25 protein-coding genes and 1 pseudogene are annotated in these 24,518 nt (G+C 63.2%); 16 read left to right on the forward strand and 10 right to left on the reverse strand.

All coding sequences use genetic code 11. The annotated features are described in order from the left end of the window. Positions 1-301: 301 nt before the first annotated feature. The 3 genes and pseudogenes from NKH28_RS23435 to NKH28_RS23445 all read left to right on the forward strand — a co-directional run. Positions 302-754 (forward strand): annotated as a pseudogene (locus NKH28_RS23435) (tRNA (cytidine(34)-2'-O)-methyltransferase); the annotation flags it as partial. Between the two features lie 137 nt (positions 755-891). Continuing rightward, positions 892-1,335, forward strand: a complete 444-nt coding sequence (soxR, locus tag NKH28_RS23440) for a redox-sensitive transcriptional activator SoxR (protein ID WP_352927771.1) — start codon at positions 892-894, stop codon at positions 1,333-1,335. A gap of 118 nt (positions 1,336-1,453) precedes the next feature. Further along, the gene (locus NKH28_RS23445; RefSeq protein ID WP_352980539.1) at positions 1,454-1,804 is read left to right on the forward strand and encodes a hypothetical protein; all 351 of its coding nucleotides are present in this window, start codon (positions 1,454-1,456) and stop codon (positions 1,802-1,804) included. A gap of 36 nt (positions 1,805-1,840) precedes the next feature. Here NKH28_RS23445 and NKH28_RS23450 read toward each other — a convergent pair whose 3' ends face one another. After that, positions 1,841-2,098 carry a hypothetical protein gene (locus NKH28_RS23450; RefSeq protein WP_023679487.1) on the reverse strand — a complete coding sequence of 86 codons (258 nt, stop codon included), beginning with the start codon at positions 2,096-2,098 and terminating at the stop codon, positions 1,841-1,843. A 103-nt stretch (positions 2,099-2,201) separates the two neighbouring features. Between NKH28_RS23450 and hemF the strand changes: the two genes are divergently transcribed. From hemF to NKH28_RS23465, 3 genes are all read left to right on the forward strand, one after another. Beyond that, positions 2,202-3,116, forward strand: a complete 915-nt coding sequence (gene hemF, locus NKH28_RS23455; RefSeq protein ID WP_352980540.1) for an oxygen-dependent coproporphyrinogen oxidase — start codon at positions 2,202-2,204, stop codon at positions 3,114-3,116. Positions 3,117-3,373: 257 nt separating this feature from the next. Next, positions 3,374-3,634 (forward strand): DUF1344 domain-containing protein, encoded by a 261-nt coding sequence (locus NKH28_RS23460; protein ID WP_023679489.1) that lies wholly within the window; start codon positions 3,374-3,376, stop codon positions 3,632-3,634. Positions 3,635-3,914: 280 nt separating this feature from the next. After that, positions 3,915-4,100 (forward strand): DUF1059 domain-containing protein, encoded by a 186-nt coding sequence (locus tag NKH28_RS23465; RefSeq protein ID WP_023679490.1) that lies wholly within the window; start codon positions 3,915-3,917, stop codon positions 4,098-4,100. 29 nt (positions 4,101-4,129) lie between these two features. On the opposite strand, the gene NKH28_RS23470 is transcribed toward NKH28_RS23465, so the two are convergent. From NKH28_RS23470 to NKH28_RS23480, 3 genes are read right to left on the reverse strand one after another with little or no spacing between them, the layout of a single operon-like run. Then, positions 4,130-5,398 (reverse strand): CCA tRNA nucleotidyltransferase, encoded by a 1,269-nt coding sequence (locus tag NKH28_RS23470; protein ID WP_352980541.1) that lies wholly within the window; start codon positions 5,396-5,398, stop codon positions 4,130-4,132. Further along, positions 5,395-6,027, reverse strand: coding sequence for a CoA pyrophosphatase (locus NKH28_RS23475; RefSeq protein ID WP_352980568.1), 633 nt, complete (start codon positions 6,025-6,027; stop codon positions 5,395-5,397). Before NKH28_RS23475 ends, NKH28_RS23470 begins: the two co-directional genes overlap by 4 nt. Positions 6,028-6,040: 13 nt before the next feature. After that, a complete protein-coding gene (locus tag NKH28_RS23480) occupies positions 6,041-6,670 on the reverse strand; it encodes a DUF1285 domain-containing protein (RefSeq protein WP_352980569.1) in 630 nt (209 codons plus the stop codon). 144 nt (positions 6,671-6,814) lie between these two features. Here NKH28_RS23480 and NKH28_RS23485 point away from each other — a divergent pair, with 144 nt between their 5' ends. The 4 genes from NKH28_RS23485 to NKH28_RS23500 are packed head-to-tail and all read left to right on the forward strand — an operon-like array spanning position 6,815 to position 13,643. Beyond that, a complete protein-coding gene (locus NKH28_RS23485; RefSeq protein WP_352450525.1) occupies positions 6,815-7,819 on the forward strand; it encodes an AAA family ATPase in 1,005 nt (334 codons plus the stop codon). Continuing rightward, complete coding sequence (locus NKH28_RS23490; protein ID WP_352980542.1) at positions 7,819-8,733, forward strand: DUF58 domain-containing protein; 915 nt, start codon at positions 7,819-7,821, stop codon at positions 8,731-8,733. The genes NKH28_RS23485 and NKH28_RS23490 overlap by 1 nt, the downstream gene beginning before the upstream one ends. Continuing rightward, on the forward strand, positions 8,730-11,552 hold the full coding sequence (locus tag NKH28_RS23495) for a DUF4159 domain-containing protein (RefSeq protein ID WP_352980543.1): 2,823 nt from the start codon (positions 8,730-8,732) through the stop codon (positions 11,550-11,552). The genes NKH28_RS23490 and NKH28_RS23495 overlap by 4 nt, the downstream gene beginning before the upstream one ends. Before the next feature lie 3 nt (positions 11,553-11,555). Continuing rightward, a complete protein-coding gene (locus NKH28_RS23500; RefSeq protein ID WP_352980544.1) occupies positions 11,556-13,643 on the forward strand; it encodes a hypothetical protein in 2,088 nt (695 codons plus the stop codon). Between the two features lie 172 nt (positions 13,644-13,815). On the opposite strand, the gene clpS is transcribed toward NKH28_RS23500, so the two are convergent. From clpS to NKH28_RS23515, 3 genes are all read right to left on the reverse strand, one after another. Next, positions 13,816-14,121, reverse strand: coding sequence for an ATP-dependent Clp protease adapter ClpS (clpS, locus tag NKH28_RS23505; RefSeq protein WP_352540995.1), 306 nt, complete (start codon positions 14,119-14,121; stop codon positions 13,816-13,818). Between the two features lie 256 nt (positions 14,122-14,377). Further along, complete coding sequence (locus NKH28_RS23510; RefSeq protein ID WP_352450529.1) at positions 14,378-14,593, reverse strand: hypothetical protein; 216 nt, start codon at positions 14,591-14,593, stop codon at positions 14,378-14,380. 36 nt (positions 14,594-14,629) lie between these two features. Further along, positions 14,630-14,974: a hypothetical protein gene (locus NKH28_RS23515; protein ID WP_352980570.1), complete on the reverse strand. Its 345-nt coding sequence runs from the start codon at positions 14,972-14,974 to the stop codon at positions 14,630-14,632. A gap of 237 nt (positions 14,975-15,211) precedes the next feature. On the opposite strand from NKH28_RS23515, the gene NKH28_RS23520 reads away from it, so the two are divergent. Further along, a complete protein-coding gene (locus tag NKH28_RS23520; RefSeq protein ID WP_352469721.1) occupies positions 15,212-15,928 on the forward strand; it encodes a response regulator in 717 nt (238 codons plus the stop codon). After that, complete coding sequence (locus tag NKH28_RS23525) at positions 15,925-17,334, forward strand: ATP-binding protein (RefSeq protein ID WP_352980545.1); 1,410 nt, start codon at positions 15,925-15,927, stop codon at positions 17,332-17,334. Before NKH28_RS23520 ends, NKH28_RS23525 begins: the two co-directional genes overlap by 4 nt. 236 nt (positions 17,335-17,570) lie before the next feature. Here the strand turns inward: NKH28_RS23525 and choV are convergent, their stop codons facing one another. The 3 genes from choV to NKH28_RS23540 form a co-directional block, all read right to left on the reverse strand. After that, the gene (gene choV / locus NKH28_RS23530) at positions 17,571-18,752 is read right to left on the reverse strand and encodes a choline ABC transporter ATP-binding protein (protein WP_352540993.1); all 1,182 of its coding nucleotides are present in this window, start codon (positions 18,750-18,752) and stop codon (positions 17,571-17,573) included. Beyond that, positions 18,749-19,603, reverse strand: coding sequence for a choline ABC transporter permease subunit (gene choW, locus NKH28_RS23535; RefSeq protein WP_254819158.1), 855 nt, complete (start codon positions 19,601-19,603; stop codon positions 18,749-18,751). Before choW ends, choV begins: the two co-directional genes overlap by 4 nt. A gap of 118 nt (positions 19,604-19,721) precedes the next feature. Then, on the reverse strand, positions 19,722-20,657 hold the full coding sequence (locus tag NKH28_RS23540; protein WP_292660734.1) for a choline ABC transporter substrate-binding protein: 936 nt from the start codon (positions 20,655-20,657) through the stop codon (positions 19,722-19,724). A gap of 236 nt (positions 20,658-20,893) precedes the next feature. On the opposite strand from NKH28_RS23540, the gene NKH28_RS23545 reads away from it, so the two are divergent. The 4 genes from NKH28_RS23545 to NKH28_RS23560 all read left to right on the forward strand — a co-directional run bounded on the left by NKH28_RS23545 (position 20,894) and on the right by NKH28_RS23560 (position 24,508). Continuing rightward, positions 20,894-21,505, forward strand: a complete 612-nt coding sequence (locus NKH28_RS23545) for a thymidine kinase (RefSeq protein WP_352540992.1) — start codon at positions 20,894-20,896, stop codon at positions 21,503-21,505. A 127-nt stretch (positions 21,506-21,632) separates the two neighbouring features. Further along, positions 21,633-22,022: a c-type cytochrome gene (locus tag NKH28_RS23550; protein ID WP_352540991.1), complete on the forward strand. Its 390-nt coding sequence runs from the start codon at positions 21,633-21,635 to the stop codon at positions 22,020-22,022. 216 nt (positions 22,023-22,238) lie between these two features. Then, on the forward strand, positions 22,239-23,327 hold the full coding sequence (locus NKH28_RS23555; RefSeq protein ID WP_352540990.1) for a hypothetical protein: 1,089 nt from the start codon (positions 22,239-22,241) through the stop codon (positions 23,325-23,327). Positions 23,328-23,362: 35 nt separating this feature from the next. After that, positions 23,363-24,508, forward strand: a complete 1,146-nt coding sequence (locus tag NKH28_RS23560; protein WP_352980546.1) for a hypothetical protein — start codon at positions 23,363-23,365, stop codon at positions 24,506-24,508. The last annotated feature ends 10 nt before the right edge of the window (positions 24,509-24,518 follow it).

Raw genomic sequence — 24,518 nt, forward strand, 5'->3', positions numbered from 1 at the left:
CCACAGCTTGAAAAACATCGCAGGATTCCTTCAAAGGCCGAAAAAGGTTTCGGCGGGAATCGGTGCGATTGAAGTCTAAAAGGTCAGGAGAATCGTCGTACCGAAACCGCCGTCGGGCTGGTAAGCCCACGAGAGGGGTGGTGGATGTGCATGGCCATCATGAATTACCCCTCCATCGGTTCGGGTTGACAATGCTGGCCGTATAACCGACTTCGCAGAAAATGACCACCCGCCAGTCCAGGAATTTCCAAAACCGCGAGAGCTCTGTGGCTGATCTGCCACTTATTAGAAAGACGCGGAAATGAACGACCGTCTCCGTATCGCGCTCTACCAGCCTGATATCGCCGGCAACACCGGGACAATCCTGCGCTTCGCCGCTTGCCTCGGTCTCGGCGTCGACATCATCGAACCGGCGGGCTTCCCGCTCGGTGACCGGGCGCTGAAACGGGCCGGCATGGACTACCTCGAAATGGCGGCGCTCACCCGGCATGTCGACTGGCACGCCTTCGAGGACTGGCGCAAGCTTGCCAAGCGGCGGCTGTTGCTGCTGTCGACCAAAGCCACGACCCCTTACACCAGCTTCGCCTTCGGCGATGACGACATTCTTCTGTTCGGCCGCGAATCCGCAGGCGTTCCGGATCTTGTCCATCAAGCGGCGGATGCCCAATTGACCATTCCCATGCAAGACGCTGCGCGCAGCATCAACGTCGCGCTTTCCGTCGCCATGGTGGCGGGTGAAGCCATCCGGCAACTGATAACGGCACTCCGTCTCCCGTCATCCTGGCCCAGGCGCACATCACCATCTCCTTGGTTTGCAGATCCCGGGTTTCTTCGCTACAAGCTCAACTTAACTTGAGGTCAAGCGAAAAAAATCGGAACGGAAAAAGAGGGATGGCACCGGTAACGGAATTGACGGTCGGCCAAGTGGCCATGCGCAGCGGTGTGGCGGTGTCGGCGCTACATTTCTATGAGGCCCGCGGGCTGATCCGCAGCCACCGGACGTCAGGCAACCAGCGGCGCTACGGCCGCGACGTGCTGCGCCGTGTCGCGATCATCAAGGTAGCGCAGGAGGTCGGTATCTCACTGGCCGAGATCGGCACGGCCCTTGCGTCACTGCCCGAGGGCCGCACGCCGACGCGCGAGGATTGGAACTTGCTTTCGACGGCTTGGCGCGACGACCTCGACCAGAAAATTAGTCAGCTCAAGAAGCTGCGCGACGGGCTGAGCGACTGCATCGGCTGCGGCTGCATGTCGATCGACAAATGTCCGCTGCGGAATAAGAACGACAGGCTGGCAAGGGACGGCGCGGGCGCCCGCAGGCTGGTCGTGCGTTGAAGCCATGACGGTCTGGACGGGTTCAGCGAACTTATCCTGTCCGTTAGTCACTATACAGTCTTGTGAAGTTCATGTGCCCGTGCTTGATACGCCCCTGCAACTAACCTTGGGGGCAGAATTGAAATTTGCATACAAGACTTACGCCGCGTTGCTTGGCGCCATTGTGTTGGCTGGATGCATGCCGAGCGAAGGTGAATGGAATACGGCAAGGACTTTGGTTCAGGGCAGTCCTGCCATGTATAAGAAAGTGCTTACGGAATGCATCAGGCATTCGGACCAATCGCCTCTCAGTTCGAAGCAGGAAGCTGGCAAGATCATGAATGTCAGCGCAGCCGCGGCGCCACGTGTCTGGTGCGGAAGAACCGTGCGGGCCTTCGCGAATGGGCGCCTGACGTATGCCGAGATGAAAAGAGCGCATCTCGGAACGGGCGACAGAAGCGTGTTTATCAAGATCGTTCAGGGCAGATGAACTAGCCCTGATACGTTCAGCCTCGAGACCGGAGCGTTAATCGGCCGCCGGCAGCCGCCTGATGGTGAATTCGATGACGTCGCCCGGCCGCTCGAACCAGCTTTCGATCTCGGTCCAATAGGCCTGCTTGGGAAAGCGCTCGAACCATTCCTTCGCCTTGAGACGAGCATCGGAGCGCGGCAGCACGAACGTCTCGCGCAGGAAGCCGTCGCGCGGCATGCGCGCGTTCTCGGCGCGCGAACGGTCGAGCCTCTTCTTCAGGCCATCCAGCGGCGGTCTTGCCGGGGTGCGCACTAAAGAACTCCATTCACACGTGACCCTTGCACCCAAGAGATTAGGGATCGCGGCCGGAAAAGACGAGTCATTTGTCGGGCGCGCCCGCAACCGGAGACAGGATTTGCAACGACCCGAGATACCGGCGGGGCTGCCAGCCGACATCGAACAGAAGAAGACGAAGGCACGGCTGTGGTTCGAGACGTTGCGCGAGCGCATCTGTGCCAGCTTCGAGCAGATCGAGCAGGACCTGCAGGGGCCGCAGGCTAGCTGGTCTCCCGGCCGCTTCGAAAAGACGCCGTGGCAACGCGATGCCGGCAAGGGCGGCGGCGGTATCATGTCGATGATGCACGGCCGCGTCTTCGAGAAGGTCGGCGTCCACACCTCGACCGTCCACGGCGAGTTCTCGCCCGAATTCAGGAAGCAAATGCCGGGCGCCGAAGAGGACCCCTCCTTCTGGGCAAGCGGCATTTCGCTGATCGCCCATCCGTGGAACCCCAACGTGCCGGCCGTGCATATGAACACGCGCATGGTCGTCACCTCGCGCCAGTGGTTCGGCGGCGGCGCCGACCTGACACCGGTGCTCGACCGCCGCCGCAGCCAGGACGACCCCGACACGATCGCCTTCCACAGAGCGATGCAATTTGCCTGCGAGAAGAACGCGGCGATCGCCGACTACGTGAAATTCAAAGCCTGGTGCGACGAGTACTTCTACCTGCCGCACCGCGACGAGCCACGCGGTACCGGCGGTATCTTCTTCGACTGGCTGCATTCGGATGCGGACAAAGGCGGCTGGGACGCCGATTTCAACTTCGTCCAGGACGTCGGGCGATCTTTTCTCGTCGTCTACGAACATCTGGTGCGCGCCAACTTCAATGACAACTGGACCGATGGCGACCGTGACGAGCAGCTCATCCGCCGCGGCCGTTATGTCGAATTCAACTTGCTTCACGATCGCGGCACCATCTTCGGGCTGAAGACCGGCGGCAATGTCGCCTCGATCCTGTCCAGCCTGCCGCCAGAAGCGAAATGGCCGTAAAATCTCGGTGAGCACGACGTGAGCCGCAATCGGGTCCAAATCCCCAGAATTTGACGGCGAATGTGGCGCAAGGCGCGCCAGAAAATATCTTTTTCGTCTAATATACCATTGTAAAGATTGGGCTATTTGTCGCCTCGGGCCGGGAAACGCCGGCGGTTCTTTACTCCCGAGAGCCGCGACCCGACGTGACCGGACGGCCCATGATTGAATGGGGCACCTTTCCCAAGCGGTGCCCGCATTTTCCAGGAGAGCATGCCATGCGCAAGCTTATTATGACCGCAGCCGCCGCTGCCGTCCTCGCCTCTGGTACTGCCGCATTCGCTGCGGTCAAACACACCACCGGCACGATCAAAAGCTTTGATGGAACGGCGATGAGCCTAGTTCTGGATAACGGAGCCACCTTTACGTTGCCCCAGACCTTCAAGGATCCTGGCCTGAAGGTCGGCGAAAAGGTCCGCGTCACGTGGGATATGAGCGGCAAGGATAAAATTGCCGAGGCAGTCAAGATCGTGAAGTGATGTCCTGCCCGCTGGAGCAAGACGAGGTCTTACTCCTGGGTGGCGTAAGAGGGCGGAGCAGCGATGCTCCGCCTTTTCGCAACCCGATCACTAGAGGGCCGCGTGTCGGCTTGGACGCACGGCACTCTAAGGCAACCAAAACGGTTCGATCGTGTTATGCTTAGCTGGCCAGCGTGTAGCCCGGATTCCGTACGCGGTTTCCGGATCGCGCAATCAAAGGTCTGGAGCTTCCGTGTCAGTGCGCTGTGCGGCGCTCCAAGGAGGAGATGAGGAGAAGCCGATGAAGGAATTCCATTGCGGGTCGCTCGTACCCGGCTGCGAGTGGCACACACGCGCCGAGGAGGAGGCTGAGGTCATGCGCCGTGCCGTCGAGCATCTGCGCGAGACGCACGGCGAGACGGTGATCCGCGAGACGATGATCGAGGCGATCCGCTCGCGCATCGAAAAGGTCCGCGACGCAGCGTGACGGTAAAGGTCCGCGACGCAGCGTGACGGTCAGGATTCGAGTGCCTCCGCGGCGCGCTTGAGCAGCGCGCCGCGATCAAGCGCAAAACCGGACTCGACCCATTCCTTTTCGAGATTCTTCAACGTTGCACCAAGCTTCGGCCCCGGTGATGCGCCAAGCGTCGTCAGATCGGCGCCCTTGACCGGAAAAACAGGGTTTTGCCATTTTGCAGCGAAGGCAAGCAGGCGCGAGAAGCCGCCGGCTTCGAGCAGTGCGTCATTGTCTTCGACCGCGCGGGCTCGAGCGGAAGCGAGCAACAGCCGCAACCGATCGACAAAGCCTTGGCGGTCGCCAAAATAAAGCCTTTTCGCCAACTCTCCTTCGGTCGCTTTCGGATCGACGGCAGCCGTGATCGCCCAATTCCGCAGCCGGCTTGCTTCGCTCACCGAAAGCCTCAATCTCTCGGCAAGCGTTTTCATGCGCGCGGCGTCCGGCGGCACGATGGCTTCCAGCCTGAGCAGCGGGTCCGGCGCCCAGGCCAGATCCTTCTCGGTCTTGGTCAGCCCGTGGATGGCATCGATGCCCCATTTCTCGCTTTCCGGCAAAACGGCGGTCAGAACGCCGGCCTGGCGCATCCACAGCAGCGCCCGCGACGGATCTGGCGCTGACAGCAATTTCTTCAATTCCCACCAGACGCGCTCGACCGAGAGCTGGTCGAGCCCCTGCTTCAGCCGGGCACAAGCCTTCAACCCTTCGGCATCCGGCCTGCCGTCGCCATACCATGCGAAGAAACGGAAGAAACGCAGGATGCGCAGATAATCCTCGCGGATACGCGCTTCCGGATCGCCGATGAATCGCAGCCTCCGCGCTTCGATATCGGCGATACCGCCGACCAGATCGACGACCGTTCCATCGGCTTCGGCATAGAGTGCATTGATGGTGAAATCACGCCGCTCAGCGTCGGCTTTCCAGTCGCGGCCGAACGACACTTTGGCGCGCCGGCCGTCGGTTTCGATATCGGCACGCAGCGTGGTGACCTCATAGGCCTTGCCGTGGCCGACCGCGGTGACTGTGCCATGCTCGATGCCGGTCGGTACCGTCTTGAAGCCTGCCGCCTCGGCGCGCCGGATGGTTTCCTCGGGCACCGTGGTGGTGGCGATGTCGATGTCGGCGACCGGCTGGCCGATGAGCGCGTTGCGCACCGCACCGCCGGCGACACGCGCCTCCTCGCCGCCATCAGTCAGCGCGGCGAGCAGGCGCTGCAGGTGGCGTTCGCCGAGCCACCCGGCCTTGCCGGCGATCGACACTGGATCGCTCACGAATAGAGCCTTTCATAAAGCGTACGGATGATGCCCGCGGTGACGCCCCAGATGCGCTGGCCGCCATAGGGCATCTCGTAATAGAACCATTCGAGGTCGTTCCACATGCGACTGTCTCTGGTGTGATTGGCGGGGTCCATCAGAAAGCCCAGCGGCACCTCGAAGACGGCATCGACTTCGTCGGAATTCAGCGTCAGGCTGAAACTGGGCCGCACAATCCCGAGCACCGGGGCGATGCGATAGCCGCTGCCGGAAACGTAGTCCGGCAGACGGCCGACAATCTCGATGTAATCCCTATCGAGACCGATCTCCTCGAATGTCTCGCGCAACGCCGCCGCTTCCGGGCTCGCATCGGTTTGATCGATGGTACCACCGGGGAAAGCCACCTGCCCCGAATGGTTGCGCAGCTTTTCCGCCCGCCTGGTCAAAAGGACCGTGGCTTCATGGCCATGATCGACCACCGGGATCAGCACGGCGGCATCGCGCAGCGCCTTGGCCAGCTTCAGCCTGGGATGGCCCGGATTGAAGCGGTGGTCGCCAAAATCGTCGCCGGCATGCGCCAGCGGCTGCGCCGCGACGCGCTGGCGAAACCCGGCAACGGAAAACGGCAACGGCATCACCTGATCCATCATAGGCGGTCCATCATGCGCTCAGCCGTTTCAGTTTCTCAGCCGGCATGATTGGATAGACCTCGCCTTTGGAACGGACGGCAAACATCCTCTTGCCACCGATGTCGATCTCTTCGCCGTGCTCGACCAGCTCGTACATCACCGGCCGTGCCACCAGCGCCTCCAGCCGCCCGCGCACCAGCACATAAGGCTTCAGGCCACCTGTCTCGTCCTCATCGACGAAGCGCAGCGGGTGTCCCGCCCCAGCCTCGACCACGTCGCCGACATTGGTGCGAAAGGTGATGATTTGTCCGTCGGCGACGCCCGACACGTCCATCTCGACGGCAATGAAGGGCGCGTCGGCGACGCGGATGCCGACCTTTTCCACCGGCGTCACCAGGTAAGTCCTGCCGTCCGCGTCCTTGCGCAGCACTGAGGAAAAAAGCTGCACCAGCGGCATCCGGCCGATCGGCGTTCCTAGATAGAACCAGGTGCCGTCCTGCTTGATTTCCATGTCGAGATCGCCGCAAAATGCCGGATTCCAGCGTTCCACCGGCGCCGGCCCCTTACCGGCGCGCGTCGCGCGCGAGACCAGCGCTTCCAGCCCGCGCGCCTCGGTCGCGGCCGTCAGGCTCTCTTCACGATGGTCGGCGGCTTCCGTCATGGTCACGAAATAGTCACTGTTGTTCCGCTTGTCAGCCTAAGTCTGTGATTTAAGTTCATTGCAGGCGCATGCGAAGCCGAATCGCGGCATTCTCTGCGGCACCAAGGTGCCAAGCGGTGTTTCCAACAGAAGGATCGATGCTGCATGAGCGTTATGATCAAGGAAAGCCCAATCAGCGAAAAGGACATGGTGGCGCAGGCCGAGAAAGCGCTGGCCGACATTTCGAGGGTCCGTGACGGCGTCGGCCGGGTCATTTTCGGCCAGGAAAGCGTCGTCGAGCGCACGCTCGTCGCATTGCTGGCCGGCGGCCATGCACTGCTGGTCGGCGTGCCCGGCCTCGCCAAGACCAAGCTGGTCGAAACGCTGGGCATCGTGCTCGGCCTCGATTCGCGCCGCATCCAGTTCACGCCCGACCTGATGCCATCCGACATTCTCGGCTCCGAAGTGATGGAGCAGGATGAATTCGGCAAGCGCTCCTTCCGCTTCATTTCCGGGCCGATCTTTGCGCAACTGCTGATGGCCGACGAGATCAACCGCGCCTCGCCACGCACCCAGTCGGCGCTGCTGCAGTCGATGCAGGAATACCACGTCACCATTGCCGGCGTGCGCCATGATCTGCCGTCACCGTTCCACGTTCTGGCGACGCAGAACCCCCTGGAGCAGGAAGGCACCTATCCGCTGCCGGAAGCGCAGCTCGACCGCTTCCTGATGCAGGTCGATATCCTCTACCCCGAGATCGAGGCGGAGCGCCGCATCCTGCTGGAGACCACCGGTATCGAGGATGCCAAGGCTGAAAACGTGCTGCAGCCGGCGCGGCTGAAGGACATCCAGACGCTCATCCGCCGTATGCCGGTGCCGGAAAGCGTCGTCGAGGCGATCCTCAAGCTGGTGCGCTCAGCGCGCCCCGGCCAGGGCAACGCCGATACTGACAAGCACGTCGCCTGGGGCCCAGGCCCGCGCGCCAGCCAGGCGCTGACGCTGTGCACCCGCGCCCGCGCCCTCTATGACGGCCGGCTGGCGCCGTCGGTCGACGACGTCCGCGCGCTCGCCGAGCCGGTGCTGCAGCACCGCATGGCGCTGACCTTCGCCGCCCGCGCCGAGGGCACCACGGTTCGCGATGTTGTGGCGAAGCTCGCGAAAGGGATTTGATGGCGCGCATCGGTGAAGCGCAGGCACCGGCAGCGACGCGCGATGCGCTCGCCAGAGGCCGGTTGCGGGCTTCGTTGGTGCCGGACCTGCTGGTCGAGGCGCGCCGCATCGTCAATACGGTAATTGCCGGCTGGCATGGCCGCCGCAAGCGCGGTATCGGCGAGAATTTCTGGCAGTTCCGGCCCTATGTCGAAGGCGATTCCTCGCGCATTGACTGGCGCCGTTCCGCCCGCGACGACCACACCTATGTCCGCGACCGTGAATGGGAGGCTGCCCACACGGTGTGGCTTTGGTCCGATCCCTCGCCTTCCATGCTCTACAAATCGACCGGGGCCAGCGTTTCCAAGGAATCGCGCGCCCTGGTGCTGACGTTGGCCATGGCCGAGCTTTTGTCGCGCAGCGGCGAGCGCATTGCCTGGCCGGGCCTGACCGACCCGTTCACCGCCCGCAATGGCGCCGAGCGCATCGCCGCGCAACTGATGCACGCCGGCGACCTGCCGGCAAAGCCCGATCTATCCGGCATTCGCCGGTTCTGCGACATCGTCCTCGTCAGCGATTTCCTCGACCCCGTCGAGGACACTATTGCGTGGCTGGACGTTCCCGCCCGCCACGGCGTGCGCGCCCATCTGGTCGAGGTCGCCGATCCGGCCGAGGAAAGCTTCCCCTATGCCGGGCGCACCGAATTCACCGATCCTGAGACCGGCGACAAGCTGACCGCCGGCCGCGCCGAAATGCTGGGCGAGGAATATCGCCTGCTTTATGCCGCCCGCCGCCAGGAACTGGCCGCCTGGTGCAAACGGCTTGGCTGGAGCTTTACCGTCAATCATACCGATCGCCTTGCCTCCGAGGCGCTGGTGCGCATCCACATGGCGATGACCGCCGAAGGCAGCTTTGCCGGGAGGGCCCGCGCATGAGTTGGCTGCCGCTCTCCTTCGGGGCGCCGATGGTGCTGTGGGGCCTGCTGGCGCTGCCGGTGATCTGGTGGCTTCTGCGGCTGACCCCGCCCAGGCCGCAAGCCGAGGTGTTTCCGCCGCTCAGGATTCTCGCCCGCGTGCTGAGGCGCGAAGAAACGCCGCAGCAGAGCCCTTGGTGGCTGACGCTGCTCAGGCTGCTGATGGCCGCGCTTGTCGTGGCAGCACTTGCCGAACCCGTCTTCAACCCGCGCGAAAAGCTGCCGGCCGAGGGCGCCGCCCTGGCGCTGGTGATCGACAATGACTGGGCAAGTGCCGCCGACTGGGGCAAGCGGGTCGCCACCGCCGAGCGGCTGATCGCCGATGCCAATTCGAACGGCGTGCCGGTGCTCATCGCTTTCACCGCCGAGAAGCCGAATGCCGAGATCGGTCCCTTCGATGCCGCTGCCGCGCTCGACCGGCTGCGCGCGGCAAAGCCGCGGCCGATCCCGACCGACCGCCCCGCCGTCTACGCCCGCGTCGCGTCAGCCCTGGAGTCGCTGCCGGGCGCAAGCGTCGCAGTGCTCGCCGATGGCTTGGCGGCGCAAGGCGACGAAGCCGCCTTCAACACGTTGTTGTCAAAGAACGCGGCACGTGTCGTCTGGGCCGTCTCCGACCGGCTGTCGCTGACCGGCCTGACCGGCGCCGACAACCAGGTCGACGGCTTCGCCCTGACCGCCATCCGCGCACCGGGCGATCCGGCACCTGCACAGGTGACGGCCGGCGCGTTCGACGACAAGGGCCGCCGCATTGCCGACGCAACGCTGACCTTTGCCCCGGGCGGAACCACCGCAACCGGCACGATGGCGGTGCCGTTCGAACTGCGCAACGACTTCGCCTACATCGCGCTCGATGGCGAGCGCCAGGCCGGTGCCGTCCGCGTGCTCGATGAGAGCTCAAAACGCCGCCGCGTCGGGCTGCTGTCGCAGTCCGAGGCTGATCAGGCGCAACCGCTGCTGTCGCCGCTCTACTACATTCGCCGCGCCCTGCAGCCCTTCGCCGATCTCGTCGAGCCGTCGAGCGTCGATCTCGCCGACGCCATCCCGCAACTGCTCGACCAGAAACCGGCGATGATCGTCATGGCTGATGTCGGCACCATTCCGGAACAGGCGCGGCAGAAGCTGGTCGACTGGGTCGACAAGGGCGGCACGCTGGTGCGTTTTGCCGGTTCGCGGCTGGCCGCTGCCGGCAATGACGACGATCTGCTGCCGGTCCGGCTGCGCACCGGCGAGCGATCGCTTGGCGGCGCGCTGTCATGGACGGCGCCGCAGCCGGTCACCGAATTCCCGAAAACCGGTCCGTTCGCCGACCTCGCGCCGCCGACCGAGGTCACCGTTACCAGGCAGGTGCTGGCCGAGCCAACGCCCGACATTGTCGAGCGCACCTGGGCCACGCTTGCCGACGGTACGCCGCTGGTGACCGGGATGAAGAAGGACAAGGGCACCCTCGTACTGTTCCACGTCACCCCCGAGGCGACGTGGTCCAACCTGCCGATCTCCGGCAGCTTCGTCGAGATGCTGCGGCGCATCGTGCAATTGTCGCGCAACCAGGGCGCGGCTGTCGCCAATGCCGAGGCCGCCGCCACGTCGCTGGCACCCTATCGTATGATCGCCGCCGACGGCACGCTGGGGCCGCCGACGCCGGATGCCAGGCCGCTGGTGCCCGGCGCCGGCCCGCTGCCGGTGACGCTGGAAAACCCGCCCGGCCTCTACGGCTCGGAGACAGGAGTGTTCGCTCACAATCTGCTCGGTGGCGACAGCGCATTCACGCCGCTGGCCCGGCCTGAAATCACGGTGCCGGTCACCACCATCCAGTATGCCGTCGACCAGCAGCGCAACCTCAAAGGTCCGCTTGTCACGGCCGCCCTGGTGCTGATGGTGCTCGACACGCTTGCCGTATTCTGGATGGGCGGCCTGTTGTCGCGCCGGCCGCGCCGTGCCGGCGCTGCGGCGACGGCGGCCGTCCTGCTGATTGCGCTCGGCGCGTTGATTGGCCACGCGGACGTCGCGCGTGCCGACGACGCCAAACCGGGAGATACGGAGGCGATCGGGGACATTTCAAAGACCCGGATCGCCTATGTGCTGACCGGCGAGCCGGGTGTCGATTCGATCAGCCGCGCCGGGCTCGAAGGCCTGACCCGCTTTCTTATCGAAAAAACCGCGCTCGAACCCGGAGCACCGGCCGGCGTCGACATCTCGAAGGACGAACTTTCCTTCTACCCGCTGATCTACTGGCCGATCGATCCCTCTGCCCCGATGCCCAGCGAGGCCGCCATCGCCCGCATCGACGCCTACATGCAGCAGGGCGGAACGGTCTTGTTCGACACCCGCGACCAGTTCGCCAATGGCATTGGTGCGGATTCGACCAGCCCGGCGACGGAGCGGCTGCGCGACATCCTCGGCAACCTCAACGTGCCACCGCTTGAACCGGTGCCGTCGGACCACGTGCTGACCAAATCCTTCTACATTCTTCCGGAGTTTCCCGGCCGTTTTGCCGGCAGCCCGCTTTGGGTCGAGGCATCGCTCGAAGCCAGCAACACCGAGAACCGCCCGGTGCGCACCGGCGACGGCGTTTCGCCAATCATGATCACCGCCAATGATTTCGCCGGCGCTTGGGCCGTCGACGAGAATGGCGACCCGCTATTGCCGACGGTGCCTTCGGATCCGATGCAGCGCATCTATGCGCTGCGTGCCGGCGTCAACATCATGATGTACATGCTGACCGGCAACTACAAATCCGATCAGGTGCACGTCCCGGTGCTGCTCGAACGGCTGGGGCAGTAGACTATGAACTGGTCGCTCTCCTTCGAACCGCTCATCACCTGGCCACTGCTCGCAGTGGTTCTGGTGCCGCTGCTGCTGCTGGCGCTGGTCGGCCTTTGGTTTCGCCAGCGCGGCGCGGTCTTCCGCCTGGCAGCCCTGATTGCCCTGGCGGCGGCGCTGCTCAATCCGGTGTTCCTCGACGAAGAACGTGAGCCGCTGAAAAGCATTGTCGCCGTCGTCGTCGATCGCAGTCAGAGCCAGGATATCGGCGACCGCACCAAGCAGACTGACGCGGCGTTGGCCGGGCTTCAGCAGCGTCTCGGCCGCTTCAAGCAGTTCGACGTCCGTGTCGTCGAAGCCGGCAAGTCCGAAGCCGCTGACGAGCGCACCGAGACGCGGTTGTTTTCCTCGCTCGAAAATGCTTTCCGCGACGTGCCGCCATCGCGCATCGGCGGCGCCATCATGATCACCGATGGCGAGGTGCATGACGCGCCGTCCGGCGCACCCGATTTCAATGCCCCGCTGCACGCGCTGATTACCGGCAACGAGCATGAAAAGGACCGTCGCATTCGCTTCGAGAATGCGCCGCGCTTCGGCCTCGTCGGCAAGCCGCTCGACATGACCTATCGCGTCATCGCCACCAACAACGAAACCGGCCTGGTCGATGTCCGCGTATCGGTCAATGGCGAGCAGGTATCGGTCGAGCACGCCAACATCGGCCAGGCGATGCCGCTGCAGGTGACCATTCCCAGTGCCGGGCGCAACATTGTCGAACTCGCCATCAACCACGAGCCGGGCGAACTCACCGACACCAACAACCGCGCCATCGCGCTGATCGACGGCATTCGCGAAAATCTGCGCGTATTGCTCGTTTCCGGCGAACCGCATGCGGGCGAGCGCACCTGGCGCAATTTGCTGAAATCCGACGCTTCGGTGGACCTCGTGCACTTCACCATCCTGCGCCCGCCGGAAAAGCAGGACGGCACGCCGATAAACGAATTGTCGCTGATCGCCTTCCCGACGCGCGAGCTGTTCGTCGAGAAGATCAAGGATTTCGACCTGATCATCTTCGACCGCTATCAGCACCGCGACGTACTGCCGATCCTCTATTACGACTATATCTCCGAATATGTCGAAAAGGGCGGCGCGCTGCTGATCGCGGCAGGCCCCGAATATGCCGGCGAAAGCTCGATCGCTCGCACGCCGCTGATGTCGGCGCTGCCGGCAATGCCGACCGGCGAGGTCATCGACAAGGCCTTCTATCCGCGCCTCACCGATACCGGCCAGCGTCATCCGGTAACGCGCGGGCTCGACGGCTCCGCGACCGAGCCGCCGCACTGGAGCCGCTGGTTCCGCACCATCGGCGTCGAGAACCCCGAGGGCGAGGTGGTGATGAAGGGCGCCGACAACCGGCCGCTGCTGCTGCTCGATCGCAAGGGCGAAGGCCGCGTCGGCATGCTTCTGTCCGACCAAGGCTGGCTGTGGGCGCGCGGCTTCGAGGGCGGCGGCCCCCATGTCCAGCTCTACCGGCGCATCGCCCACTGGCTGATGAAGGAGCCCGAACTCGAGGAAGAGCGGCTGACCGCCGACGGCCGCGGCATGGTGCTTGAAATCCGCCGCCAGACGATGAGCGACGACCCCGGCCCGGCGCAAGTCATCACGCCGTCCGGCAAGGCACTGATCGTCAGGCTCGAGAAATCCGAACCAGGCGTCTTCCTCGGCAGCGTCGAGACCAACGAAATCGGTCTCTATCAGGTCGGCAATGGCGACCTGACGGCATTGGCCCATGTCGGGCCGGTCAACGCCCCGGAATTCACCGACGTCGTCTCCACCGAGAACCGGCTGAAACCACCGGCTGAGGCAACCGGCGGCAGCGTTCGCCGGCTGGCGCCGGCCTCAGCACTTGGCACTCTCACCAGCACCGTCACGCTGCCATCCGTAGTCCCGGTCCGTTCCTCGGGCGCTGCCTCCGGCGATGACTGGATCGGCCTGCGCACCACCGACGACAGCGTACTCAAGGCCGTCTCGCGCGTGCCGCTGTTCGGCGGCTTCCTCGGCCTCGGCCTGCTGCTTCTGGCGATGGGCTCGATGTGGTACCGCGAAGGGCGGTAACGCGGTTTATCCTTCTCCCCTTGTGGGAGAAGGTTGATTGGCGCGCAGCGCCAAGACGGTTGAGGGGTGCTGGACGGAGTGCCGTCCTTGCCAAGCTGGAACACCCCTCATCCGACCGAGCTTCGCTCGGCCACCTTCTCCCACAAGAGGAGAAGGAAGAAAGCGAACCGCCCTACTCCTCCGGCTCCGTCGTGAACATCAGCGGGTAGCCCTTGGCCTTGCCGGCATCGGTTGCCCGCGCCGCCTTGGTCTCGGCGACATCCCTGGTGAAGACGGCGACAACGCAGACGCCGCGCCGGTGCGCGGTGATCATTATCCTATGCGCCTGGTCTTCGCTGAGCTTGAACTCGGACTTCAGCACCGTCACGACGAACTCGCGCGGCGTGAAATCGTCATTGACCAGGATGACCTTGTAGAGCTTCGGCCGTTCGACCTTCGGCTTCGTGCTGGTACGGGGTTTTGTCGTGATTTCAGGCATTGGACCGGCAATTGCGTACGACAGCTTTGCGGTCATTTTGACATGGGCAAAAGCGGTCGTCCATTCAACCGCGCGCGATCGGCTTCCCGGCAGGCGCAGTTCAAAGTCCGTGCCTATGTGGGAACTGCCGTCTGGCGTTCAACCGGGGGTGTGGGCCGGGCCTGGCCCTATTGTATGCACGCAACAAAAAAGACGACCGCTCCAGGCAAATCGCAACTGGAGCGGTCTTCTCATAGGGTAGAAAGATGTCGCTTGATCAGGCCTTCGGGGCTGCCTTGACCGCGTGCTTCTTGTGCTTCTTGACGGTCTTCTTGGCAGCGACCTTCTTCACGGCCTTGGCCGGCGCAGCGGTCGTCGTTGTCGTCGCAGCCGGGGTGGTGGTCGCGGCATTGGCGCTGCTGGCGCCGAGAACCGGCATCGAGACGGCCAGCGCGATGGCGAGACCGAGGGCGGAGAGGAGGGACTTTTTCATGGCTTCACTTCCTTTTTGTGCAGATCGGATTGAGTGTCACTGAACGGGATCGATCGGTGTCACTCCAAGCAGCTTCAAAGCGTTCGCGAGCATCCGGATTCCCTGTGCCTGTTTCTTGTTGGCGCAGAACCGGTTTCCCTTTCTTTGAAGTGCTTTCGCCGCGGTGACCTGCGTTGCCGCGGCATGGGTTTCGAGGGCTTCGTCAAACTGGCGGTTCAGATCGATGCAACGCTCGCTGCGGGTGGTCGCCACCTTTGCATCGGCCGCCTTTGCATTGGCCACCTTCGCATCGGCCAGTTTTGCATCGGCATATTCGACCGCGACCGTGACGAGCGAAATGGAAAGCAACGCACCCATCAGACTGATCGAGAACCTTTGCATTGGTCTGTCCGTAATCCCGTAACGCGTGTCGCAGCCGATGACCTGACCGCCACGGCACCACTTATGCCTTTGATTTTTTTCGGCAGTTTTTCCGGATTGTAGAATTTTGTTTCTGGATTGTTTCTGGGCAGCCCGGATCGGGCCGCCGATCTCCACTGGCCAACTTATGGCCTGAATTCTATCGTCTGGCTGACAGCCGAAGCAGCGCTTGGGCGATCCACAAATGACAGGTTCCCTGTGAAATCCGACCCCCACATACTGATCGTCGACGACGACAAGGGCATTCGCGACCTGCTTCAGGAATTTTTCCAGAAGCGAGGGCTGCATACATCGGTCGCCGCCGACGGCACCGAGATGGAGACCATCCTGCGCCGCGCCCAGGTCGACCTGATCGTCCTGGACGTCATGCTGCCCGGCAAGAGCGGGCTGGAGCTCTGCCGCGAGTTGCGCGCCAATTATTCGACGCCGATCATCATGCTGACCGCGGTTACCGAAACTACCGACCGCGTGGTTGGGCTGGAGATGGGTGCCGACGACTACGTGCCGAAACCCTTCGATCCGCGCGAGCTGCTCGCACGCATTCGTGCCGTCTTGAGACGCAATGGCGCCGCCGAACCGCGACGCGCGGCCTCGCGGCAGATATACCATTTCGCCGGCTGGACGATGGACTGTTCGCGCCGCCGGCTGATGGCGCCCGGCGACGTCAGGATCGAGCTGACGATGGCCGAATTCAATCTACTGCAGACCTTCGTCAAGAGCGCGCAACGCGTACTGAGCCGCGAGCAGCTGATCGAGCTGTCCGGCGGCGACAGCGGCTACAGTTTCGACCGCAGCGTGGACATTCTGGTCAGCCGGCTGCGGCGCAAGATGGAGGATGACCCGAAAACGCCGAAGCTGATCTTGACTGTGCGCAGCGGCGGCTACCAGTTCCTGCCTGAGACGACCGCCGAATGAGACGTATTCTGCCGCAAACACTGCCGGTCTGGGTGCTGCTCATCGTCATAGCCGGCCTGCTGATCAGCCAGATCGCGACCCTCTACATCGTTTCGCGCGACCGTGCCGCCGCCAATGACGTCGTCGATCTCTACCGGCTGAACGACCGCGCCTTCTCGCTGGTACAGCTGATGCATGACGCCACCCCCGAACAGCGCAAGGCGACGGCGTCCGGCCTGTTCAACGCCACTTATGCGCTCACCGTTTCCAACACGCCCGCCGTTACTTCCTCGATAGCCGGCGACGACGAGCTGGCCGAATTGGAGGACATATTGGTCGGCCGGCTATCGAAGTTCGGCATCACCGACGCGCGGGTCCGCCGCGACCCGGCAACGCACGAAGCCGACGCTCCCGGCGGGACGGTCGCCGGTCCCGATATTGGCCAGGTCGAGCGCGACCTGCTGGTGCTGGCGGCCGATTTCGCCCAGAGCGACAAGCTGACCGCTTCGCTTCGCTTTGCCGACGGCCAATGGCTGAACTTCACCGAGCCGAACACGCCGGCCGGGCCGATACTGAGCTTCGATAGCCTGCCACTCTATGCCTTGATCGCCGGGCTGGTGGTGGCTTCCTCGATCTGGTCGCTGCGCCGGCTGACGGCGCCCTACCGGATGATGGAGACCGCGGTGAAGCGGATCGGCGAGGACCTGAAGAGCCCGCCGATCGCCGAGAGCGGCAGCCGCGAGGTGCGTACCGCGGCAAAGGCGGTCAATGCCATGCAGGCAAGACTGCGCGCCTACGTCGAGGACCGCGAGCATCTTGCCGCCGCACTGGCGCACGACCTGCGCACGCCGTTGACCAGGATGCGGCTGCGCCTCGAACTGCTGAGGAATTCGTCCGTGCGCGCCGCACTGGCGCACGACCTCGCCGACATCGAAGGCATTGCCAGCTCGGTCATCGACTTCGCCACTTTCGAGGTGACCGAGGAGAAGAGCGAGAGGATCGATTTCTGGTCGCTGGTAGAATCGATCGCCGACGGCTTCGACGAGGTCTCCTTCGACAATGAGGACGCGCGCTCGCGCGGCCTGATCTGCGTCGCGCAGCCGGTCGCGCTACGGCGCTGTGTCACCAACCTCGTCCAGAACGCGGTGACCTATGGCAAGAGGGCGCATCTCAGCCTGCGTCAATCAGGCAAGACAATCACGCTGGCGATCCATGACGAGGGTCCGGGCATCCCGCAAGCCGAGCTCGACGCCGTGTTCGGCTCGTTCGTGCGCCTGGAACAGTCGCGCAGCCGTCAGACCGGCGGCCTCGGCCTCGGCTTGACCATCGCCCGCAACATCGCCCGTAGCGCCGGCGGCGAAGTCAGCCTGTCCAACCATCCCGATGGCGGCCTGATGACGGAGCTGCGCCTGCCGCCGGCGGTTTAGCTTGCGTATCGGGCTAAGCCGGCGTTCCTTCGCGCCCCCCTCTGTTCTGCTGGACACCTCCTCCACAGGTGGGGAGATTGGTCGTCATCGCCGATTTCGCCAATTACAAACGTTGGAATGTGAGAGCCGTCCGCGAAGCCGCCGATCTCCCCCCAAGTGGGAGAGATGTCCGACAGGACAGAGGGGGCGCGACAGAACTCGGCGTTTGGTCTTGGTTCTCTCCCCAAGGAGAAAAACTATCTTCGCAACACCGCGCTCAACACATCCCTGACGCCGATGGCGCCGACGAAGCGCGACTGCTCGTCGAATAGCGCGACGGGTGCGGTCTGCGAGCGATGCATGGCCAGCATCACGGTCTTCAGCGAGGTGCCGGGATTGGCCCAGAATACCTGAGCCGTCTCCTCCGGCTGGGCTTCGACATCGGCGCAGGACACCCAGACCGCCGGCTTGCCGTCGCGCTCGGCCGCCGCCACCAGCCCATGCTCGTCGATCTTGAAACGCGTCGTCCTGCGCCGGTCGAGCCACACCCAGCCGTTCTCGCCATGTTCGAGGTCGCGGCGGTCGCGCATGACGTTCCACGCGGTCAGCACCGAGAGCGGGTTCACATTGGCGATGAAGTCGCGGACATAGTCGTTGGCGGGCCGCAGCACGATGTCTTCCGGCGCGCCTGTTTGCACGATGCGCCCGCCTTCCATGATGGTGATATGGGTGCCGATCTTCAGCGCCTCCTCGAGGTCGTGGCTGACGAAGATGATGGTCTTCTTCAGCTCGGCCTGGAGCTGCAGCAGCTCGTCCTGCAGCTTGGTCCGGATCAGCGGATCGAGCGCCGAGAACGGCTCGTCCATCAGCAGGATCGGCGCCTCGGTGGCAAAGGCGCGCGCCAGGCCGACGCGCTGCTGCATGCCGCCGGAAAGCTCATGCGCATATTTCTTCGACCACTGGTCGAGATGAACCAGCTTCAGTTGCCTGTTCACCCGCTCCTTGCGCTCGGCTTCGGGTACGCCGGCGAGCTCGAGGCCAAGGCCGACATTCTCCTCCACCGTGCGCCACGGCAGCAGGCCGAACTGCTGGAACACCATCGCCACCTGTTTCTGCCGCAGCCGCCGAAGCGTCGCCTCGTCGCAGGTGACGACGTCGACCGTGCCGTCGCCATCCTTGACCAGCACCTGGCCGCGCGAGACGACGTTCAGCCGGTTGACGGCTCTGAGCAGCGTCGATTTGCCGGAGCCGGAAAGCCCCATCAGCACCGAGATCTCGCCCTCGTTCACGGTGAGGCTGGCGCCGGCGCAGCCCAGTACGTTGCCGGTTTTTTCGAGGATCTCGGCTCGGGTGGCACCACTGTCGATCAGCGCCAGCGAGCCTGCCTGGTCGGCGCCGAAGACGATGTCGACATTCCTGAAATCGACGGCGACGGTCATTTCTTGCCTCCCACGCCGATGCGCGTCATCCGGTCGAGCACGATGGCGAGCACGACGATGGCGAGCCCTGCCTCAAGCCCGAGGTCGATCCTGCGCGAACCGAGCGCCCGGTTGATTTCCGTACCGAGGCCGCCGGCGCCGATCAGGGCGGCGAACACCACCATCGACAGCGACAGCATGATCGACTGGGTCAGCCCAGCCATGATGGTCGGCAGCGCTGAAGGCAGCTCGACCTTCCACAGCAGCTGGCGCTTGGTGGCGCCGAATGCCTCGCCCGCCTCGACGATCGATTTCGGCACCGAGGTGACGCCGAGATGGGTGAGCCGAACCGAGGTCGGGATGACGAAGATGATGGTGACGATCAGGCCGGGCGCGTTGCCGAGGCCGAACAGGGTCAGCACCGGGATCAGGTAGACGAAGGTCGGCAATGTCTGCATCAGGTCGAGCACCGGCAGCATGACGCGATACACCTTCGGCTTGTGCGCGGCCCAGATGCCGAGCGGCACGCCGATGGCCATCGACACGGCGGCGGCGGCGACCACCAGCACCAGCGTCTCCACCGTCTGCTTCCACAGGTTCTGGTTGAGGATGAACAGCAATCCGATGAATACCGCCAAAGCCAGGCCTTTCGAGCGCTGCAGGAAATAGGCGAGCAGAGCGATCAGCGCGATCAGCAGAACCGGCGGCAGCAACAGCAGCCCGTCGACGATGCCGTCGAGCAGGAAGTTGAGGCTGTTGGAAAAGGCCCTGAAGATGGTGTCGAAATTGTCGGTGAGAAAGCCGAAAAACGCCTTCCCCCATGCCCCGATGGGAATCTTGTAACTGACCAGGAATTTGGAGATCGGATCCATCTAGCCCCTCTTCTGCCGGCGCCGTCCTTCGCCGGACGGTCATCTTGTCACAGGATATGAAAAAGGGCAGCCATTTCTACCGTGGCTGCCCTTTGTCTCGTCATGCCAGATGGTCGGGTCAGCTTCCGAGCGCCGTTTTCACCGCAGCCGCCGCATCGCCGCCGTCGAAGGTGGTGACGCCGGCGATCCAGGGAGCGACCGCGTCCGGGTGCTTCTTCAGCCAGTCGGTCGCGACCGTATTGGCATCGCCGCCCTTCAGGATCGCGTCCATCATCTCGCCTTCCATGTCGAGGTTGAACTTCAGATTGGCGATGAACTTGCCGGCGTTCGGGCATTCGCTCATGTAGCCCTTGCGTACGTTGGTATGCACGGTGGCAGCACCAAAGCCGCTATCTCCCATCCCCTCGAGATAGGTGATCTTCATGGCGCCCATCACCGGATGCGGCGTCCAGCCGAGGAAGGCGATCCATTCATTGTTCTTCATCGACTGCTCGGCCTGGGTGAGCATGCCGGCCTCGGAAGATTCGACCAGTTCGAAGCCTTCAAGATTGGTCTTCGGATCCTTGATCATGTCGAGGATGATGCGGTTGCCGTCATTGCCGGCCTCGATGCCGTAGATCTTGCCGTCGAACTTGTCCTTGAACTTGCCGAGATCGGTCAGCGTCTTGACACCGGCATCGGCGACATAGGTCGGAACGACGATGCCGTAGCCGGCACCGCTGAGATTTTCGCTGACGGTCTCGACCGAGCCTTCGGCGGCATAGTCCTTGATGTCGTTGGTCATCGACGGCATCCAGTTTCCGAGGAACACGTCGAGGTCTTTGTTCTTCAGCGACGCATAGGTCACCGGCACCGAAAGCTGGATCACCTGCGGCTCGTAGCCGAGCGCCGTGAGCAGCACCGAAGCGACGCCGGTGGTCGCCTGGATGTCGGTCCAGCCGACATCGGACAGCCGCACCGTCTTGCAGCTTTCCGGATCGCCGGCGAAGGCCCCAGTCGTGGATAGAAAAGCCGCCAGGCCGAGGCCGGCGACGAATGAACTCATACGCGACATGAAAATTCTCCCATTTCAGTTCTCGGTGAAGCGAAGCGACGGTTTATCTCCGCCTTTGTTCCGTCAGCCAAACATCATTCTGCTGCGGTTTCAAGCACTAAGGCAATCACGAACAACGGCGCAGGCTGGCCGATCAGCGACACGCCCGCCGCTTTCCGGATGGAAGTCGCCTTTTCCCGGTGGAATGTAGGCGCTCCCCCTCCCCGCTTTGTTGCAACTCGGCTTAAAAGGACGGCATGGCCAAGCTGTACTTCCATTATGCGACGATGAATGCCGGCAAGACGACGATGCTGTTGCAGGCCTCGTATAATTACCGCGAGCGCGGCATGACGACGATGTTGTTCATCGCCGGCCACTACCGCAAGGGCGATACCGGGCTAATCTCGTCGCGCATCGGCCTGGAGAGGGAAGCCGAGATTTTCCGCGACGGCGACGATCTGTTTGCCCGGGTCGCCGAGCATCACGACCACGCCACGGTCCATTGCGTCTTCATCGATGAGGCCCAGTTCCTCGAAGAGGAGCAAGTCTGGCAACTCGCCCGCATCGCCGACCGGCTGAACATCCCGGTCATGTGCTACGGCCTGCGCACCGATTTCCAGGGCAAGCTGTTTTCCGGATCGCGCACCCTGCTGGCAATCGCCGACGACCTGCGCGAGGTGCGCACCATCTGCCGTTGCGGCCGCAAGGCGACGATGGTGGTGCGCCTCGGCGCCGACGGCAAGGTGGCGAAACAGGGCGAACAGGTGGCGATCGGCAAGGATGTCTATGTCTCGCTCTGCCGCCGCCATTGGGAAGAGGAAATGGGCCGCGCCGTGCCCGACGATTTCATCGGCTTCACCAGAACCTGACCAGCGCTATTGCTTTCATCCGACCTCCCGGCCGACATTCGTTCGCCAATCGCGCCATCGTGCGGCGCTTGTTTAAGGCCTGCTTCCTATTTCAGAACCTCTCAGCCAGAGCCGTCGGGGAGTTCCCATGCTTCGAGCCATCTCATCTGCAACTGCTTTCCTCATCGCCGGCGCTCTTGCCGCGCATGCCGACGGCGATGCCGCTCTCGGCAAGAAAGTCTTCAACAGATGCGTGGCCTGTCATGAGGCAACGAGCGACCACGACAAGGTCGGCCCGCATCTGCTGGGTGTCGTCGGCCGCACCGCCGGCACCGCGGACAGTTATCTCAGCCGCTACTCGCAGGGGATGAAGGACGCCGGCGCCGCCGGCCTGGTCTGGGACGAAGCAATCCTCGCCGAATACCTGCGCGCGCCGCGGCAGAAGGTCCCTGGCAACAAAATGGCCTTCTCCGGCCTGACCAGCGACGACGACATCGCCAATGTCATCGCCTACCTCAAGGCCGATCCCAAGCCCTGAGCGTCGCTCCCCGACCTAAAGTCCAGCCGCGGTTGAAGCGGTGTCTGACCGGACGGCAGTTACACCGTAATCATTGCCTGACTATCCTGCGGTCGGCCTCCTGAAATTCTTTTGTTTTCCTGTAATCCCATGTCTTCCGTCTTTCATTCGCCAAACCCGGCACATATATTCGCGGCGGTTTGCGAAACGAAACCGATGCCGAAGCGGGAGGCCCCAATGGCGACATTGCAGAATTTCGACGCCGAGATTGCCAAGACCAAGCAGGTCGTTGAGGACATGCGCACCAAGATCGAGCAGTCCGGTACTGTGCTCGAGACGCTCGCCACCGCCGACAAGAAGATCGGCGACGCCAATTTCGACATCGAGAATGCCCGCATCGAGGACGTGCTGAAGCAGCAGAAGGTGATGGAAGGCAATATCGCCGACCTGATTATCGGCCTCGAGGACGCCACCAACGTCTTCGGCGCCGAATTCGAGAGCATGAAGAACTACACCGGCTGGGAAAATTTCGTCGGTGTCTTCTCCAGCCAGCGCAAGCAGCGCCTGCGCACCGACCGCGTCCGCAACATGTCGCTGGCCGGCAATCTGCAGGAGCTGCTGGCGAAATCCGACACCATCGTCGGCATCCTCAAGGCGCAGAAGCAGGTTCTCGACACGCGCTACAAGACCTCCGAGGCCAGCCTGTCGCAGGTGATCGAGCGCCGCAAGACCACCATGTCCAATCTCGAGACCGTGCAGAAACGCATCGAGGAGCTCAACCCGATGCTGCTCGACATCGAGAACAAGATCGCCGCCTCGACCAGCCAGAAGGAGCGCACGCAGCTGGAAGGCGAACGCTCGAAACTGGCCACGGAATACAACGAAAAGCAGGCCAAGGAGCAGGAATTGCTGGCCGAAAGCCAGACGCTGGAGCGCTACACCTCGATGTTCCAGACCTTCGTCGATTCCCTCAACAACCAGATCGCGGCGCAATCGACGCTGATCAACAAGCTGACCATCGATACCGAGCAGCGCATCGTGCTGTACAAGGCGCTGGAAGATTCGCTGAAGACCGCCGCCCAACAGGATGTCGCCCACAAGATCAACACGCTGGGCAGCCAGGTCGACAACACCGCCGAAGAGACCATGGCCGGCATTGGTGCCGCCTCGCAAAAGCACATCGGCGATCTGCTTGAAATGCACGAGAAAAACATGGTCGCCACCGCCGACATCCAGCGCCGCAAGAAGCTCGCCGACGATGCCTTCGCCCGCCGCTTCGACGATGTGATGAAGAAGCACAATTCGGCAAATTACGTGCAGTCGTAATTGCTGCACGTGCACTGCTCCCAAGGGCTGGCAGCATGACCCCCGAAAACGAAGCTGCGGCGCGTTATTTCTCGGCGATCGCGGCGGCACTTGGCGGCCTCGAAGTGTTCATGCGCGACGATCGCTCGCCGCTCTACCGGCACGGCATCGTCGCCAAGGTCGTCGCCGAATATATTGCGCGGCTCGACAAGTCGTTCTCGTGCTGGCGCAACCGGCTGGGCTTCACCGAGACGTTCCGCATCTCGCGCGCCGAAAGCGGTTTCCCGGTCTTCCAGAACCTGCTCGAACTGGAAAACGACCGGCTCCAGGCCGACGGCCGTCTCGCCGTCATCCCTTCGGCCAGCGAGCTGCGCGAGGAAATGGCCGACTTCATCCTGCGCCACAAGGAATTTCCCGAAGCGCTGCAGAAGTCGATGGCCGAGCGGCTTTACCTCGAGGACGTCAAGAGCGAGACCACCTTCGGCCCGTTCACGCTGGCCCAGACGGTCAAGGTGTCGGTCAATCCGAAGACGCTGCGGCCCTATTATCTGGTCCACTGGGCGTGCTTCGACGGCAGCGCCAACCTGCCGCTTGTCTATATGGTGACGGTTGAGGATTCCTCGGACGACATGATCCGGCAGCTTGTCGACTCCAGCGGCAAACTTAATGAGAGGGTCGACATTCCGCTGCCGGTCGACGGCTTGCTCAATCCCGAGCTTGCCCACCGTTTCGACGATTTCACCGAGAAGAATTCCGCCTACGCGCTGTCGCCGGCGACCATCGCGGTCAACCTCGACAAGGATTTCGAGCCGCTGCATCCCAAGCAGCTGCGTCGCGTCGTGCTCGGCCCGTTCTATTCTGCAGGGATTACCGACAACAATTCGACGGTGAGCGAAGTGCTGGCCAAGGTGCGCAAGCCGGAAAACGCCTGGCTGCTGACCTGGACCATCCAGGAGGTCTTTTCCAAGGCCGAAAAGCCAGGCCGCAAGGGGCTGTTTTCGAGCGAAAAGACGACACAGGAATTCTTCATCAATACCGACGATCTCGAGGCCGCGCGGCAAGGCGTGTCCAACTACGAGAACCATGCGCTGATTCCGCACGAGGCCTATCAGGCGCTCTATGCCGCCGGCGAGGCGCAGAAGATCTTTTCGGGCTACAAGGTCCACATCCTGTCCAAAGGGCAGGTCATCAGCGACGTCTGACCGTCAAATC

This window comes from Mesorhizobium sp. M1227, from assembly GCF_040318315.1.
Taxonomy (GTDB): Bacteria; Pseudomonadota; Alphaproteobacteria; order Rhizobiales; family Rhizobiaceae; genus Mesorhizobium.

Coding starts and splice junctions, on each gene's coding strand:
- NKH28_RS23485 (WP_352450525.1), top strand. CDS start 6,815: ATGAGCGTTATGATCAAGGAAAGCCCAATCAGCGAAAAGGACATGGTG.
- NKH28_RS23510 (WP_352450529.1), bottom strand. CDS start 14,593: ATGAAAAAGTCCCTCCTCTCCGCCCTCGGTCTCGCCATCGCGCTGGCC.
- NKH28_RS23495 (WP_352980543.1), top strand. CDS start 8,730: ATGAGTTGGCTGCCGCTCTCCTTCGGGGCGCCGATGGTGCTGTGGGGC.
- NKH28_RS23545 (WP_352540992.1), top strand. CDS start 20,894: ATGGCCAAGCTGTACTTCCATTATGCGACGATGAATGCCGGCAAGACG.
- NKH28_RS23525 (WP_352980545.1), top strand. CDS start 15,925: ATGAGACGTATTCTGCCGCAAACACTGCCGGTCTGGGTGCTGCTCATC.
- NKH28_RS23540 (WP_292660734.1), bottom strand. CDS start 20,657: ATGTCGCGTATGAGTTCATTCGTCGCCGGCCTCGGCCTGGCGGCTTTT.
- NKH28_RS23555 (WP_352540990.1), top strand. CDS start 22,239: ATGGCGACATTGCAGAATTTCGACGCCGAGATTGCCAAGACCAAGCAG.
- NKH28_RS23560 (WP_352980546.1), top strand. CDS start 23,363: ATGACCCCCGAAAACGAAGCTGCGGCGCGTTATTTCTCGGCGATCGCG.
- NKH28_RS23460 (WP_023679489.1), top strand. CDS start 3,374: ATGCGCAAGCTTATTATGACCGCAGCCGCCGCTGCCGTCCTCGCCTCT.
- NKH28_RS23480 (WP_352980569.1), bottom strand. CDS start 6,670: ATGACGGAAGCCGCCGACCATCGTGAAGAGAGCCTGACGGCCGCGACC.
- choV (WP_352540993.1), bottom strand. CDS start 18,752: ATGACCGTCGCCGTCGATTTCAGGAATGTCGACATCGTCTTCGGCGCC.
- choW (WP_254819158.1), bottom strand. CDS start 19,603: ATGGATCCGATCTCCAAATTCCTGGTCAGTTACAAGATTCCCATCGGG.
- NKH28_RS23490 (WP_352980542.1), top strand. CDS start 7,819: ATGGCGCGCATCGGTGAAGCGCAGGCACCGGCAGCGACGCGCGATGCG.
- clpS (WP_352540995.1), bottom strand. CDS start 14,121: ATGCCTGAAATCACGACAAAACCCCGTACCAGCACGAAGCCGAAGGTC.
- NKH28_RS23515 (WP_352980570.1), bottom strand. CDS start 14,974: ATGCAAAGGTTCTCGATCAGTCTGATGGGTGCGTTGCTTTCCATTTCG.
- NKH28_RS23550 (WP_352540991.1), top strand. CDS start 21,633: ATGCTTCGAGCCATCTCATCTGCAACTGCTTTCCTCATCGCCGGCGCT.
- soxR (WP_352927771.1), top strand. CDS start 892: ATGGCACCGGTAACGGAATTGACGGTCGGCCAAGTGGCCATGCGCAGC.
- NKH28_RS23465 (WP_023679490.1), top strand. CDS start 3,915: ATGAAGGAATTCCATTGCGGGTCGCTCGTACCCGGCTGCGAGTGGCAC.
- NKH28_RS23500 (WP_352980544.1), top strand. CDS start 11,556: ATGAACTGGTCGCTCTCCTTCGAACCGCTCATCACCTGGCCACTGCTC.
- NKH28_RS23475 (WP_352980568.1), bottom strand. CDS start 6,027: ATGGATCAGGTGATGCCGTTGCCGTTTTCCGTTGCCGGGTTTCGCCAG.